At 67.1% G+C, this 13518-nt stretch carries 15 protein-coding genes; 6 read left to right on the top strand and 9 right to left on the bottom strand.

What is annotated here, in order from left to right:
- On the bottom strand, positions 1-533 hold a 533-nt coding region (locus AC1DEZ_RS24625; RefSeq protein ID WP_476780914.1), incomplete at its 3' end, for an aldehyde dehydrogenase family protein.
- 108 nt (positions 534-641) lie between these two features.
- The gene (locus tag AC1DEZ_RS24620) at positions 642-794 is read right to left on the bottom strand and encodes a hypothetical protein (protein WP_441510810.1); all 153 of its coding nucleotides are present in this window, start codon (positions 792-794) and stop codon (positions 642-644) included.
- 148 nt (positions 795-942) lie between these two features.
- On the opposite strand from AC1DEZ_RS24620, the gene AC1DEZ_RS24615 reads away from it, so the two are divergent.
- On the top strand, positions 943-1431 hold the full coding sequence (locus AC1DEZ_RS24615) for a pyridoxamine 5'-phosphate oxidase family protein (protein WP_441510809.1): 489 nt from the start codon (positions 943-945) through the stop codon (positions 1429-1431).
- Between the two features lie 38 nt (positions 1432-1469).
- Here the strand turns inward: AC1DEZ_RS24615 and AC1DEZ_RS24610 are convergent, their stop codons facing one another.
- From AC1DEZ_RS24610 to AC1DEZ_RS24595, 4 genes are all read right to left on the bottom strand, one after another.
- A complete protein-coding gene (locus AC1DEZ_RS24610; protein ID WP_441510808.1) occupies positions 1470-2162 on the bottom strand; it encodes a phosphatase PAP2 family protein in 693 nt (230 codons plus the stop codon).
- Positions 2163-2170: 8 nt separating this feature from the next.
- Positions 2171-3076, bottom strand: coding sequence for a diacylglycerol/lipid kinase family protein (locus AC1DEZ_RS24605; protein WP_476780913.1), 906 nt, complete (start codon positions 3074-3076; stop codon positions 2171-2173).
- Between the two features lie 45 nt (positions 3077-3121).
- Positions 3122-4009, bottom strand: a complete 888-nt coding sequence (locus AC1DEZ_RS24600; protein WP_441510806.1) for a transglutaminase-like domain-containing protein — start codon at positions 4007-4009, stop codon at positions 3122-3124.
- A 256-nt stretch (positions 4010-4265) separates the two neighbouring features.
- A complete protein-coding gene (locus AC1DEZ_RS24595) occupies positions 4266-4646 on the bottom strand; it encodes a PRC-barrel domain-containing protein (protein WP_441510805.1) in 381 nt (126 codons plus the stop codon).
- Positions 4647-4890: 244 nt separating this feature from the next.
- Between AC1DEZ_RS24595 and AC1DEZ_RS24590 the strand changes: the two genes are divergently transcribed.
- A complete protein-coding gene (locus AC1DEZ_RS24590; protein WP_441510804.1) occupies positions 4891-5154 on the top strand; it encodes a glycine zipper domain-containing protein in 264 nt (87 codons plus the stop codon).
- 94 nt (positions 5155-5248) lie between these two features.
- On the opposite strand, the gene AC1DEZ_RS24585 is transcribed toward AC1DEZ_RS24590, so the two are convergent.
- The 3 genes from AC1DEZ_RS24585 to AC1DEZ_RS24575 all read right to left on the bottom strand — a co-directional run bounded on the left by AC1DEZ_RS24585 (position 5249) and on the right by AC1DEZ_RS24575 (position 8050).
- Positions 5249-5815, bottom strand: a complete 567-nt coding sequence (locus tag AC1DEZ_RS24585; RefSeq protein WP_441510803.1) for a GNAT family N-acetyltransferase — start codon at positions 5813-5815, stop codon at positions 5249-5251.
- Between the two features lie 69 nt (positions 5816-5884).
- On the bottom strand, positions 5885-6634 hold the full coding sequence (locus tag AC1DEZ_RS24580; RefSeq protein WP_441510802.1) for a UTRA domain-containing protein: 750 nt from the start codon (positions 6632-6634) through the stop codon (positions 5885-5887).
- 12 nt (positions 6635-6646) lie between these two features.
- A complete protein-coding gene (locus tag AC1DEZ_RS24575) occupies positions 6647-8050 on the bottom strand; it encodes a formimidoylglutamate deiminase (RefSeq protein ID WP_441510801.1) in 1404 nt (467 codons plus the stop codon).
- A 143-nt stretch (positions 8051-8193) separates the two neighbouring features.
- Here AC1DEZ_RS24575 and hutI point away from each other — a divergent pair, with 143 nt between their 5' ends.
- The 4 genes from hutI to hutU are packed head-to-tail and all read left to right on the top strand — an operon-like array spanning position 8194 to position 13359.
- Positions 8194-9360 carry an imidazolonepropionase gene (hutI, locus tag AC1DEZ_RS24570; protein ID WP_441511186.1) on the top strand — a complete coding sequence of 389 codons (1167 nt, stop codon included), beginning with the start codon at positions 8194-8196 and terminating at the stop codon, positions 9358-9360.
- Positions 9357-10889 (top strand): histidine ammonia-lyase, encoded by a 1533-nt coding sequence (gene hutH / locus AC1DEZ_RS24565; RefSeq protein ID WP_441510800.1) that lies wholly within the window; start codon positions 9357-9359, stop codon positions 10887-10889. The genes hutI and hutH overlap by 4 nt, the downstream gene beginning before the upstream one ends.
- Complete coding sequence (gene hutG, locus AC1DEZ_RS24560) at positions 10886-11695, top strand: N-formylglutamate deformylase (RefSeq protein WP_441510799.1); 810 nt, start codon at positions 10886-10888, stop codon at positions 11693-11695. Before hutH ends, hutG begins: the two co-directional genes overlap by 4 nt.
- A complete protein-coding gene (hutU, locus tag AC1DEZ_RS24555; protein WP_441510798.1) occupies positions 11692-13359 on the top strand; it encodes a urocanate hydratase in 1668 nt (555 codons plus the stop codon). Before hutG ends, hutU begins: the two co-directional genes overlap by 4 nt.
- Positions 13360-13518: the final 159 nt, after the last annotated feature.

Below are 13518 nucleotides of genomic sequence, written 5' to 3'. Positions count from 1 at the left end.
ACAAGATCGGCCGGCTTCAGGACCACGCAATTGCCCCAGGCGAGCGCCGGCGCGATCTTCCAGGCGGGGATCGCGATCGGGAAGTTCCACGGCGTGATCATGCCGATGATGCCGAGCGGCTCGCGCGTCACCTCCACGCCGACGCCGGGGCGCACCGAGGGGATCATCTCGCCGCCAAGGCGCAAGCATTCGCCGGCGAAGAAGGCGAAGATCTGGCCGGCGCGGGTCGCCTCGCCGATACCCTCGGGAAGGGTCTTGCCCTCCTCGCGCGAGAGCAGGCGGCCGAGCTCGTCCTTGCGGGCGAGGATCTCGTCGGAGGCCTTCTTCAGGATGTCGTAGCGCTCCTGCGGCGTCGTGCGGCTCCAAGCCGGGAATGCGGCCTTGGCGGCGGCGACGGCATTGTTCAGGTCCTCGACCGTCCCTTGCGCGTACTCGCCGACGACGTCGCCGGTGTTCGAGGGGTTGATGTTGCGCGAGGCGTTGGCTCCGCCAGCCCATTCGCCGGCGATGAGGTTCTTGAAGGGCGCGTTCATCTTTCTCTCCCACGAACAGGCTTGTGGGAGGGTGTTAGCGCCTTTGGACCGGGAAGGCCAATGCCCGACGGTCGGGGAGCCATCCGCTAACTGCATCGCCGGCGGAAACTACTTCTCCTTGATCGACAGACCGTTCTTGCCGACCGAGATCTGAACGCCATCGGGCTGCTTCTTTTCCTGGTAGAGCGAGTAGCCGGTCACGGCCAGGGCGGCGACGAGCACGACGATGAGGACAACCAGAAGATTGCGCGAAGCGAGCATGAAACATCCTTGACGAGGCGGCCGGAGCCGCGGCGCCCTGCCAACGCCGGCCTGCCGCTCAAAGTTCCGCGAGGACGGAACGTTCAGCCACCATCGGCGTTCAAATTCGGCGCGAGCCATGCCAGGATCGCGCTGGCTGGAGCGAGCGATGCACGAGACGGAACAGCAGGAGCGAATTTGGACGGCGCTTGCCGCGCATCCCGTCTACATGGTCTCGCTACTGGCCGAAAATGCCATCAAAACCCGGCCGATGTCGGGGCATCTCGACCGCGATCACCACCGGCTGCTCTTCATCAGCCATCGTCATACCGGCATCGTCGGGGCGGCCCTGCGCTCGCCCTCCGTCTCCATCGCCATCAGCCACGAGAACCGGAACTTCTACGCCGCGATCTCCTGTTCGGCTTCGGAAGTGCCCGGAAGGAACGAGCTGCGCGAGATCTGGACCCCCCTGGCGAGCGCCTGGTTCCCGCATGGGCCTGACGACCCTGACGCCACCCTGCTCGCACTGACGCCGATCTCGGCAGAAATCTGGGACGGCCCCTCGAGCAGCGTCGTCGTCGCCTTCAAGTTGGCGACGGCGAAGATATTGGGGCGCACGCCCGATCTCGGCGTCAACGCCACCATCGACATGCGCTGAGCCGGTTCGAAGGCTGGGCGCTGAAAGCGTCAGCGCCGTCAGGCCGGGTCGGAAGCCGCCATCTTCCGCCCGAGCCAGGCGACCGCGATGGTGGACCAGGCGATGCCGAGGCACCAGCCGCCGATGACGTCGGTCGGCCAGTGGACGCCGAGATAAATCCGGCTGAGGCCGATCAGCACGATCATCACCCAGGCCAGCGCGAAGCACAGGCGCTTGATGTCGTGGCGCCGCGAGGCGAGGCCGACGAAGCCCGCGATGCTGAGCAGCGTCACCGCCGAGAGAAAGGCGTGCCCGCTCGGAAAGCTGGCAGTAAAGGTGAGCGCCGCATGGCTTACGATGTCGGGCCGCTGGCGTCCGATCGCGATCTTCAGCCCATTGCTGGCCAGCAGGGCCGCGAGCAGGCTGACGACGAGGCCCACAGCCAGGTGCCGATAGCCACAGAGCCAGAGCGCCAGCGTCGCGGTGGTCGCCATGAAGAACAAGCCGACGAAACTGCCAAGTGCCGTCATGTCCCGCACCGCCTCCTGGAACCAGGTCGGCCCGATCGGAACGGCGGGATTGGCCGGGTCGCGGAACAGCAGGACCAGCTTGGTATCGAAGGCGAAGCTGTGGCCCGAGGCGATGAAGGCGGCCAGCGCCACAAAGGCCAGCGCCGCGGCAGCCGGCACGAGAACGCGCGGCTGCCACCATGGCGCCGACGCCTGGCTCAAAGCGTGCAGCGGCTCAGGCATGGCGACTTTCAACTCCAGAATCGGGTCGGGCGAGCGGCGATGACGGTCAAGGCTCTGGGCAGCAAGCCATAGGTCAACGCCCCTGCCCTGCGCTCGACCTCGCCGTCGAAGGTGATGTGCCCCTGCCGCTTGTCGCGGCGGGACAGCGTGACCGCATTGCCCGTGAAGGAGCTGAGATTGCGGGACGAACGCCAGCGGCCGGAAGCGACGGACAAGGCCGCCTTGCTACGCGAATAGAGGCCACCCGCATTCAATACGTGGACTTCGAAGACGCCGCCATCGAGACAATCGCGCCGCCATTCGGCGCCGTTGAAACGATTGACGGTGACCAGCACGGCATCCGCCTCGACGACCCGGCTCTGATTGCCGATGGCAATCTCGACGGCGACGGGACGGGTGAACAGGATCGAGCGCGTCGCCGCGATACCGAAGGCGGCGACACGGCTGAAGGGGAAGCGGCGGCGCGCATGTTCACGCTCGCGCGCCATCAGGCTGAAGAAACCCATGCCGGAGATCGAATGGAACAGCCGGTCGTTGACGCGGCCGACATCCATCGCGACAGGCTCGCCATGACAGAGCGCCGCAACCTGCTGCTCGAGCGGGCCGAACAGGCCGAGGTCTCGCCCCAACACATTGACGGTTCCCATCGGCAGAATGCCGACCGGGCGGTCCGCCTGAATCAGCACGGGCAAGGCGCCGTTGATGGTGCCGTCGCCGCCGGCCAGGACCGGTATCGTCCTGTCCTTCTCGATCGCCAGCGACAAGGCGCTGCCGATCTCGCGCGGCGGGACGAGCTTGACGTCCGCGTGGCAGCTATGGGCCTTGAAGGCGGCCTCGACACGAGCCGCAAAGGCGTCGGCACCTCCTTCGAGGACCGCTCCGGCGCGGGCGTTGACGACAACGGTGTGACGCATGTGGAGCCCAAGATAGGTGCCCCGCGTGGCTGCGCAAGACCGCCCTCACGCTGCTGCGGGGCGCGCATCGAATTGCGCGGGCTGCGGCGGGGCCAGCGGCATGGGCGTCTCATCGACTTCTTCGGTGATCACCTCGAAGCGCTGCAAGGTATGCATTCCGAAGGAACACATCATCGCAGTATCGGTCGCGTCACGACCGCGGGCGATGACGATGCGGCCGATGCGCGGTTCGTTGTGGCGGGCATCGAAGGTGTACCAGCGGCCGCCCAGGAAAACCTCGAACCAGGCATTGAAGTCCATCGGCGCGGGATTCGGCGGCACGCCGATATCGCCGAGATAACCATTGCAGTAACGGGCAGGGATGTTCATGCAGCGGCACAGCGCGACAGCCAGATGCGCGAAATCGCGGCAGACGCCGATCCGCTCCTCGAAGGCCTCAGCGGCCGTGCGCGTGCTGCGCGCGAAATGATAGCCGAACGTCAGGTGATTGTGGACGAAATCGACGATCGCCTGGACGCGCGGCCAGCCTGGCGCGACCTGCCCGAACAGCGACCAGGCCTGATCGAAGAGCTTGTCGGTCTCGCAGTAGCGGCTGCCGAGCAGATAGAGGAGCGCCTCGTCGGGCAGACGTGAGGGGGCGATCTCCCGTGCCGCCGGGTGGACAGGATCGGGCTCCCCTGAATCATGCACGACCCCTTCCGATTCAAGGCGGATGCCGCCGGGAGGCGCCACCATGCGCCGGCAGATATTGCCGAAGGCGTCGAGATGCTGTGCGACGGCGATCGGCAGCGAGGGATCGGCCAAGGCGCTGACCCGCATCTCGTCGGGCATAGTCAGGTCGTGGCGGCGCGAGGGGTGGACATCGAGCAATGTGACAAGGGGCATCTCACGCGCGCAAACCAACTCGATCCGATAGCCGTAACGGATGCGCATCTCGCCTTCTCCTGATGTGAGGGACGGCCGCCTCGCGGCTGTGCCGCGGTGGCTCATCGGGTCTCGAATTCCCCCACCGAGCAGACGCGCGAGGGCGCCCTCTGGTTCCCTCGCTCTGGCCAAAAAGCGCCGCGTCCACCTGCGAGAACGCATGAGACGCCGCAAAAAGAAGATGCGGGCCTTTCGGCCCGCATCCCGCCGCCACGGCGGTTCGGCTGGGGGGATAGCAACCGCCGCGACCAGCGTCTGGCAGCCGCTACATCATCCAGTAGGGCATCGTGCCGTAATAGTCGTGGACACGCTTGCCGTAAGCCTTGTCCTCCCAGTCGGGCTCGCCCTCGCTGTCGTACATCGGCGCAGCTTCGAGCTTTTCCTTTGTCAGAGGCACGACGTAGCCGCCGCGCTGCGGGTCGTAGTCGAGAACGCTCCACGGAATTGGATGGTATTTCTCGCCGAGGCCGAGGAAGCCGCCGAAGGACATGATCGCGTAGGCGACCTTTCCGGTCTGCTTGTCCAGCATCACGTCGTAGATCTCGCCGAGATGCTCGCCAGCCGCGTTGTAGACGTCCGTTCCCGCAACGCGAGCCCCCGCAATCAATGGATTGGCAGTGGTGGTGGACGTGGTGGACATCGCCATGTCGGGTTCCTCCATGTGTCGGGGGCGCGTCGCTTCAGCCCCGGAAACTCGTCTCCTCAACGTCCTGCGGAAGCCAAAGGTTCCAGCTTTTTCAGAGCCTTTTTGTGCAATCTTCCGGCATCACATTTCCGGCTTTTTCGTCATGTGAATGGAGGTCGCGCTCCGCATCGGGAACTTTTTGGCCGCACGGCTGGTTTCGGACTGCGAGCGAAATCGCCGTTTTGTGAAGAGGAGAACAGTCGGCATGAAGAAGTTCATGGTCATCGTGGGTCTCGCAGCCGCCCTGGGCGCCTGCACCGCGCGTGAACAGAATGCAGGTACTGGCGCTCTTATCGGCGCGGGCGCAGGCGCCCTTATCGGCGGTGCAGCTACGGGCCGGGCCGGCGGTGCCCTGGCGGGTGCGGCTATCGGCGGCGCCAGCGGCGCCATCATTGGCCATGCCGCGACGCCGGATCAGATCTGCTACGGCCGCGACGAGTGGGGCCGGCGCGTGCGTTACGCCTGCTGAGCGAGGCTTCAGCGGATCCATGGAAGGCTCGCCGATCCGGCGGGCCTTCTTTCATAGGGCGATGCGAGCCAACGCGCCCGTCGCCGCGGATGTCTCAGTCGGGCAGAAAACCGGAGATCTCATCAGGCTCTGTGGCCAGCACGTAACGCCGCTGCACGACATTCTCTCGGCGGGACTGCGAGAGGCGTTGAACCGCGTCGACCTCACGAAATCCGAGCTTTCGCAACACCCGTCCTGATGCCTCATTGTCGAATGCATGCCCTGCCTTGAGCCTGGACAGGCGAAGCGTCTCGAACGCGAAGCGAACCGCCGCACCTGCTGCCTCGGACCCGTAGCCGCGCCCCCATGCTGTTCCATCAAGCCAGTAACCGAGCGTGCCCTCGGTGGCGTCAACATTGTCAATGTCCACGAGGCCGATCATCGTTCCTCCGAGCAATATCGCGAAACGATAGGCTTCTCCGGTCGTCCATTCGCGCTCGTGATCGGCAAACCACTGGCCAACCTCCGACGCATCAGGCGGAAAGGACGCCATTTGCAGCATGCGCGACACGTTCCAATTCGATCTGATCTCGACGGCTCTGCTCACGTCCAGCGCGGAACTGGGGCGCAGAACCAGACGATCCGTCACGATCGGAACGCGGGCAGTTGGCGAAATACGCATACCTCTCCGGATAGGCAGCGCGGATGAAGAGAGTGCGACGGCCTTTTTTATGCCGCCTGGTCTGCCGCGTCAGACCTGCCCGTAGGGGCCGAAGCGCCCGACGAAGCGATGGCGGAAGCCGGGATAGAGCAGCCGCACGGCCGTGACTGGCTTCGTCTGGTTCCAGGTCCGGCGTTCGACCAGGAGGCAGGGCTCGCCGACCGCGACGTCGAGCAGGCCCGCCTCCTCCTCGCCCGCTCCGACGGCGCTGATCGCATGCTCCGCCTGCGACCAGAGGCTGTGCTTGAGCAGCCAGTCGCCGGGAGGGGTCTGCGCGAAATCCTCTTCGGTGAGGCCAGCGACGGCATCGGCATGGATCACGCGTTCTTCAAGCACATGCGGTTTGCCGTCGGCGCGATGCAGCACGACGAGATGAGCCACCTTGTCGGAACGCTTCAGACCGAAACGCTCGGCGACATCCGCCTCGGGCCGCCCGTCGCTGCGCGACAGCACATCATAGGCATAGGCCTGTCCGAGCTGCGCGACCTCCTCGGGAATCGAGAGGATATCGAGCATGGCGTGGCTGGCCGGGGGATTGGCGACGATGGTGCCCGAGCGGCGGCGGCGCACGATGAGGCCCTCGCGGGCAAGCTGCACCAATGCGCGGTGCACGGTCATCCGCGAGGCCCCGAGTTGCTCCATCAAGGCATGCTCCGGCGGCACGCTCGTACCGGGCGGCCATTCCCCGGTCACCACCAGATCGCGGATCGCGCGCCGGATCTGGTCGTAGACCGGCCCGGCGCCATCCAGTTTCACCGCGTCGAGCCGGGTCTCCGTCATCGTCGTCCCTGATCATTCCGCTGCGAGCAGGCGCCGCATCACGCTGGCGAAGCGTGCGCGCACCGAATCGCGGGCGATATGCCGCCCCTCGGCCACCACCCTCCTGCCACCGACGACGACGTCGCGCAAAGGCAGGGCGCTGGCGGCGAAGATCGCGCTGTCGACGGCCTCCGCGCCGCCCCTGCCGACGAGGGCCGGGTGATCGGTGTCGAGCGTGATGAAATCGGCGCGATGGCCGGTTGCAATGGCGCCGATAGCACGGCCGCAAGCCCGCGCGCCGCCGGCGCAAGCGGCCTGCCAAAGCGCGAGACCGGTTGAGGCTGCCTCGTCGGCGAAGAGCGCGCGGCGCCGGTCGCGCAGGCGCTGCGAATATTCGAGCTGGCGCAATTCGGCGCCGGCATCGATCTGGATATTGGAATCGCTGCCGACGCCGAAGGCGCCGCCGGCATCGCGATAGCGGATGCCATCGAAGATGCCGTCGCCGAGGCTCGACTCGGTGATCGGGCATAGGCCCGCCACCGCCCCGCTGCGGGCGATGCCGTCACGCTCGGCATCGCTCAGATGCGTCGCATGGATCAGGCACCAGCGCCGATCGAGCGGAATCGTGTCCATCAGCAATTCAACCGGGCGCTTGCCGGTGATCTTCAGGCTGGCCTCGACCTCCGGCACCTGCTCGGCGACATGGATATGGACGGGGTCGCTGGGGCGCAGCGACGAGACCCAGCCGAGATCGTCGAGCGCGACGGCGCGCAGCGAATGCGGGGCGACGCCGAGCCGCGCGTCCGGCAAATCGCGGATTGCGGCGGCGCTGCCTTCCAGCAGGCGCTGATAGGCGTCGCGCTCGTTGACGAAGCGGCGCTGGCCGTGGACCGAGGGCGCCTGCCCGAAATTGCCGAAGCGATAGAGCACCGGCAGCAAGGTGAGGCCGAGCCCGGTTTCCTGTGCGGCGGAAGCGATCGCCTCCCCCATCGCCGCGATGTTGGCGTAGGCGCGCCCGTCCTTGTCGTGATGGAGATAGTGGAACTCGGCGAGCGCGGTGAAGCCGCCCTCCAGCATCTCGACGAAGGCCTGCGCGGCGATGGCCTGCACGTCATCGGGATCGAGCCGGTCGAGGAAGCGGTACATCACCTCCCGCCAGGTCCAGAAGGAATCCTCCGGCGCGCCACGGCGCTCGGAGAGGCCGGCCATGCCGCGTTGGAAGGCATGGCTGTGCAGATTCGGCATGCCCGGCAGCGTGATGCCTGAGAAGCTGCTGGTATCCCCGGCCGGCTTCACCCCCGCCTCGACGGAGACGATCGCGCCATCGGCGACTGTCAGCTTCACATCGCGGGCAAAACCCTCGGGCAGGAGAGCCTCGGCCAGATGCAGGGTCTCGGTCACCGTTTCGCTCCGTCGCTCGCTGGCGTTCAATTGCATATGCAAATAACACTTGCCAATTGCATATGCAATTAGATACCATGGCCTCAATTCAAAGAGTAGCGGGAGGACGCACGGTGGCGAAAGCGCCTGGTGAGACGCTGGCTTGCGACAAGCTCTGGACGAATGCGCGGCTGGCGACGATGTCGGTTGCGATCGATGCGCCCTATGGCGCGATCGAGGATGGCGTCATCGCCGCCCGAGACGGCCGCATCGTCTATGCCGGCCTGCGCAGCGAGGCGCCCATCTTCCAGGCCGCCGAGACCGTCGATTGCGCGGGAGGCTGGATCACGCCGGGCCTGATCGATTGCCACACTCATCTCGTCTATGGCGGCGACCGCGCGCATGAATTCGAGCTGCGCCTGCAGGGCGCGACCTATGAAGAGATCGCGCGGGCCGGTGGCGGCATCCTCTCCACCGTCAAGGCGACGCGCGAGGCGAGCGAGGAGACGCTCTTCGCCTCCGCCGACCGGCGCCTCGCCGCGCTCATGGCCGAGGGCGTCACCACCGTCGAGATCAAGTCGGGCTACGGGCTGGAGCAGCAGGCCGAGCTGAAGCAGCTCCGGGTCGCGCGCCGGATCGGCCGCGAGCGGCCTGTCACCGTCCGCACCACCTTCCTCGGCGCCCATGCCGTGCCGCCGGAATACAAGGGGAGCTCGGGCGATTACACCGCGCTCGTTGCCGGGCCGATCCTCGATGCCGTCGCGGCCGAGGGGCTGGCCGATGCGGTCGACGTCTTCTGCGAGGGCATCGCCTTCTCGCCGGAGGAAACGAAGGCTGTCTTCGAGGCCGCCAAGGCCAAGGGCCTCGCGATCAAGATCCATGCGGAGCAGCTCTCCAACCTCTACGGCGCGAAGCTCGCCGCCGAGATGGGGGCGCTTTCCGCCGATCATCTCGAATATCTCGACGAGGCCGGCGTCATCGCCATGGCCAAGGCCGGCACGGTCGCGGTCGTGCTGCCCGGCGCCTTCTACTTCCTGCGCGAGACGCAGAAGCCGCCGATCGAATTGATGCGCAAGCATGGCGTCGCCATCGCGCTCGCCACCGACGCCAATCCCGGCTCCTCGCCGCTGACCTCGCCGCTGCTGGTCCTGAACATGGCCTGCACGCTCTTCCGCATGACGCCCGAGGAGGCGCTGGCCGGACTCACCCGCCACGCCGCCACGGCGCTCGGCCTGCAAGACGAAATCGGCACGCTGGAGGCCGGCAAACGCTGCGATCTTGCGATCTGGGACATCGAGCGCCCGGCCGAACTCGCCTACCGCATCGGCTTCAACCCGCTTCACACCCGCATCTGGAACGGACAATGACCACGGTTTCGCTTGCCCCGGGCGCCGCCCGCCTTACCGATTGGCGCGCCATCCGCGACGGCGCCACGGCCGCCCTCGCCGGCGACAGTGCCACCTCGATCGCCTCCGGGCAGAAGATTGTCGAGGAGATCGTCGCCGCCGGCACGGTGACCTATGGCGTCAATACCGGCTTCGGGAAGCTCGCCAGCGTCCGCATCGCCGATGCCGATCTCGCCAAGCTCCAGAGCAACCTGATCCTCTCGCATGCGGTCGGCACCGGGCCGGCCCTGCCTGACGGCGTCGTCCGCCTGCTGCTGGCGATGAAGGCCGCGAGCCTGGCGCGTGGCGCCTCCGGCGTGCGGCCGGTCGTGATCGAGGCGCTGATCGGTGCGCTCAAGGCCGATGCCTTGCCGGTGATCCCCGCCAAGGGTTCGGTCGGCGCTTCCGGCGACCTCGCCCCGCTCGCCCATATGACCGCGGCCCTGATGGGCTTCGGCGAGATCCGCCTGAAGGGCGAGGTGATGCCGGCGACCGAGGCGCTGAAGCGCGCCGGACTTAGCCCGCTTGCGCTCGGCGCCAAGGAGGGCCTCGCGCTCATCAACGGCACGCAGGTCTCGACCACGCTGGCGTTGACCGGGCTTGCCACCATCGCCCGCGTCTTCGACGCCGCGCTCGTCGCCGGCGCGCTCTCGGTCGATGCGCTCAAGGGCTCCGACACCCCGTTCGATCCGCGCATCCAGACGCTGCGTGGCCAGCCCGGCCAGATCAAGGTCGCAAAAATCCTGCTCGACCTGATCGCCGGCAGCGCCATCCGCGAGAGCCATCGCCATGGCGATACGAAGGTGCAGGACCCCTATTCGCTGCGCTGCCAGCCGCAGGTCATGGGCGCCGTGCGCGATCTTATCGGCAACGCCGCCGCGACGCTTTCGATCGAGGCCAATGCCGTCACCGACAACCCGCTGGTGCTTGGCCCCGGTGAGATCGTCTCGGGCGGCAATTTCCACGCCGAGCCGGTGGCGTTCGCCGCGGACATCCTGGCCATGGCCGTCTGCGAGATCGGCAATCTCTCCGAGCGCCGCATGGCGCTGCTGGTCGATCCCGTGATGAGCGGCCTGCCGCCCTTCCTTGCCCGCGATGCCGGCCTGAACTCSGGCTTCATGATCGCGCAGGTCACGGCTGCGGCGCTCGCCTCCGAGAACAAGCAGAAGGCTTATCCGGCCTCGGTCGACACCATCCCGACCTCCGCCAATCAGGAAGACCATGTCTCGATGGCGACGCATGGCGCCTTCCGCCTGATCGACATGGCGAAGAATGCCGCCAGCGTCATCGGCGTCGAACTGATGGCGGCGGCGGAAGCGATCGAGCATCACCGCCCGCTCAAGACCAGCGCGCGGCTGGAGCCGGTGCTCGCCCTGCTGCGCAGCAAGATCGCGCCGCTCACCGAGGACCGCTATCTCGCCCCCGACCTCGCGGCCGCGACCGAGTTCGTGCTCTCCGGCGCCGTCGGCAAGGCCGCCGGCCTCGACAGCTTCGCCGAGTGCGCGGCGTGAGCGCCGAGATCGTCACCGTGACGCGGGGCTCGTCCCCGCTGATCCTCTCGATGCCGCATCCCGGCACCGGCGTTCCGCCGGAGGTCGCGGCGCAGCTCAACGAGCGTGGCAAGCTGGTCGAGGATACCGACTGGCATATGCGCCAGCTCTACGGCTTCGCCGCACCGTTCGCACCGACCATCGTCGAGGCGCAGCTCTCGCGCTTCGTCATCGACCTCAACCGCGATCCGGCCGGGGTCTCGCTCTATCCGGGCCAGGCGACGACCGAACTCGTGCCGACCACGACCTTCGACGGCGCGCCGATCTGGCAGACCGCGCCGGACGCCACTGAGATCGAGCGGCGCAAGGCGGCCTATTTCCAGCCCTATCACTCAGCGCTGGCTGCCGAGATCGCGCGGGTGAAGGCCGAGCACGGCTACTGTGTGCTGTGGGACTGCCATTCGATCAAGTCGGTGATCCCGCGCCTGTTCGAGGGCACGCTGCCGACGCTGAACCTCGGCACCAATTCCCGCGAAAGCTGCGCGCCGAGCGTTGAGGCCGCCGCCGTCGCCGCGATGGCTGGACACCCCTTCACGCAGATCGCCAATGGCCGCTTCAAGGGCGGCTGGATCACGCGCCATTACGGGCGCCCCTCAAGCCAAGTCCACGCGCTCCAGATGGAAATCGCGCTCTCGGCCTATCTCGCCGAGGAGACCGCGCCCCGGACCTTCGACGCGCCGAAGGCCGCCAGCCTGCAGACCGCCTTGTCAGCCACAATCGAAGCCGCGCTTGCCGCAGCCGCAGCCATCGAACGGAGCCGCTCATGACCCGCTTGGACAATACCCGCGTCATCCGCCCCGCCACCGGCACCGAACTCACAGCCAAGAGCTGGCTGACCGAAGCGCCGCTGCGGATGCTGATGAACAACCTGCATCCTGATGTCGCCGAGAACCCGCAGGAGCTCGTGGTCTATGGCGGCATCGGCCGCGCCGCCCGCTCCTGGGAGGATTTCGACCGCATCGTCGCGGCGCTGCGCCAGCTCGAGGCCGACGAGACGCTGCTCGTGCAGTCCGGCAAGCCGGTCGGCGTGTTCCGCACCCACAAGGATGCGCCGCGCGTCCTGATCGCCAACTCGAACCTCGTGCCGCATTGGGCGAACTGGGACCATTTCAACGAGCTCGATAAGAAGGGGCTCGCCATGTACGGCCAGATGACGGCCGGCTCCTGGATCTATATCGGCACCCAAGGCATCGTGCAGGGCACCTACGAAACCTTCGTCGAAGCCGGGCGCCAGCACTACAATGGCAGCCTCAAGGGCAAGTGGGTGCTGACCGGCGGCCTCGGCGGCATGGGCGGCGCGCAGCCGCTTGCCGCGGTGATGGCCGGTGCCTCCTGCCTCGCCGTCGAGTGCAATCCCGACTCGATCGATTTCCGTCTGCGCACCCGCTATCTCGACGAGAAGGCCGAGACGCTCGACGAAGCCATGGAGATGATCGCCCGCTGGACGAAGAATGGCGAGGCGAAGTCGGTCGGCCTGCTCGGCAACTGCGCCGAGATCCTGCCGGAAATGGTCCGCCGCGGCATCCGGCCGGACATGGTCACCGACCAGACCTCGGCGCACGACCCGGTCAACGGCTACCTGCCGAAGGGCTGGACCATGGGCCAGTGGAAACAGGCGCGCGAAGCCAATCCGAAGTCCGTCGAGAAGGCCGCGCGCGCCTCGATGCGCGAGCATGTCGAGGCGATGATCGCCTTCCAGGACATGGGCATCCCGACCTTCGACTACGGCAACAATATCCGCCAGGTCGCCAAGGACGAGGGGCTGGAGAACGCCTTTGCCTTCCCGGGCTTCGTGCCGGCCTATATCCGCCCGCTGTTCTGCCGCGGCATCGGCCCGTTCCGCTGGGCCGCCCTTTCGGGCGATCCGGAGGATATCTACAAGACCGACGCCAAGGTGAAGGAGCTGACGCCCGGCAACACGCACCTGCACAACTGGCTCGACATGGCGCGCGAGCGCATCTCGTTCCAGGGCCTGCCGGCGCGCATCTGCTGGGTCGGCCTCGGTGACCGCCATCGGCTCGGCCTCGCCTTCAACGAGATGGTCCGGAACGGCGAGCTCAAGGCGCCGGTCGTGATCGGCCGCGACCATCTCGACTCCGGCTCGGTCGCCTCGCCGAACCGCGAGACCGAGGCGATGAAAGACGGCTCGGACGCGGTCTCCGACTGGCCGCTGCTCAACGCGCTGCTCAACACCGCGAGTGGCGCTACCTGGGTCTCGCTGCATCATGGCGGCGGCGTCGGCATGGGCTTCTCGCAGCATTCGGGTGTCGTGATCTGCGCCGATGGCACCGACGACGCGGCTGCCCGCCTCGCGCGCGTGCTCTGGAACGATCCGGCGACCGGCGTGATGCGCCATGCCGATGCCGGCTACGACATCGCGTTGGACTGCGCCCGCGAGAAGGGGCTCAACCTGCCGGGTATTCTGGGCTGAGCCCTCGTGTCATTCCGGGGGGCTCCGCGCAGCGGAGAACCCGGAACCCACGACCGGGCGAGCCCTACCCGATCGCAGCATTCTACCCATTCGTGGGTTCCGGGTTCGCCCTTCGGGCGCCCCGGAATGACATGGGTGGTGGCGTGAATTCGAAGGAGC

It is taken from the genome of Allobosea sp. 10L422, assembly GCF_056395345.1.
The sequence above is the reverse complement of the archived record's forward strand: the minus strand, read 5'-3'. Positions and strand labels throughout refer to the sequence as shown.

Bases quoted from the DNA above. Each gene is read 5' to 3' on its own strand.
- hutU (WP_441510798.1), top strand. From the start codon at position 11,692: ATGACCCGCTTGGACAATACCCGCGTCATCCGCCCCGCCACCGGCACC.
- AC1DEZ_RS24600 (WP_441510806.1), bottom strand. From the start codon at position 4,009: ATGCGCATCCGTTACGGCTATCGGATCGAGTTGGTTTGCGCGCGTGAG.
- hutI (WP_441511186.1), top strand. From the start codon at position 8,194: ATGTCGGTTGCGATCGATGCGCCCTATGGCGCGATCGAGGATGGCGTC.
- AC1DEZ_RS24620 (WP_441510810.1), bottom strand. From the start codon at position 794: ATGCTCGCTTCGCGCAATCTTCTGGTTGTCCTCATCGTCGTGCTCGTC.
- AC1DEZ_RS24590 (WP_441510804.1), top strand. From the start codon at position 4,891: ATGAAGAAGTTCATGGTCATCGTGGGTCTCGCAGCCGCCCTGGGCGCC.
- AC1DEZ_RS24615 (WP_441510809.1), top strand. From the start codon at position 943: ATGCACGAGACGGAACAGCAGGAGCGAATTTGGACGGCGCTTGCCGCG.
- AC1DEZ_RS24605 (WP_476780913.1), bottom strand. From the start codon at position 3,076: ATGCGTCACACCGTTGTCGTCAACGCCCGCGCCGGAGCGGTCCTCGAA.
- AC1DEZ_RS24595 (WP_441510805.1), bottom strand. From the start codon at position 4,646: ATGGCGATGTCCACCACGTCCACCACCACTGCCAATCCATTGATTGCG.
- AC1DEZ_RS24585 (WP_441510803.1), bottom strand. From the start codon at position 5,815: ATGCGTATTTCGCCAACTGCCCGCGTTCCGATCGTGACGGATCGTCTG.
- AC1DEZ_RS24580 (WP_441510802.1), bottom strand. From the start codon at position 6,634: ATGACGGAGACCCGGCTCGACGCGGTGAAACTGGATGGCGCCGGGCCG.
- AC1DEZ_RS24610 (WP_441510808.1), bottom strand. From the start codon at position 2,162: ATGCCTGAGCCGCTGCACGCTTTGAGCCAGGCGTCGGCGCCATGGTGG.
- AC1DEZ_RS24575 (WP_441510801.1), bottom strand. From the start codon at position 8,050: ATGCAATTGAACGCCAGCGAGCGACGGAGCGAAACGGTGACCGAGACC.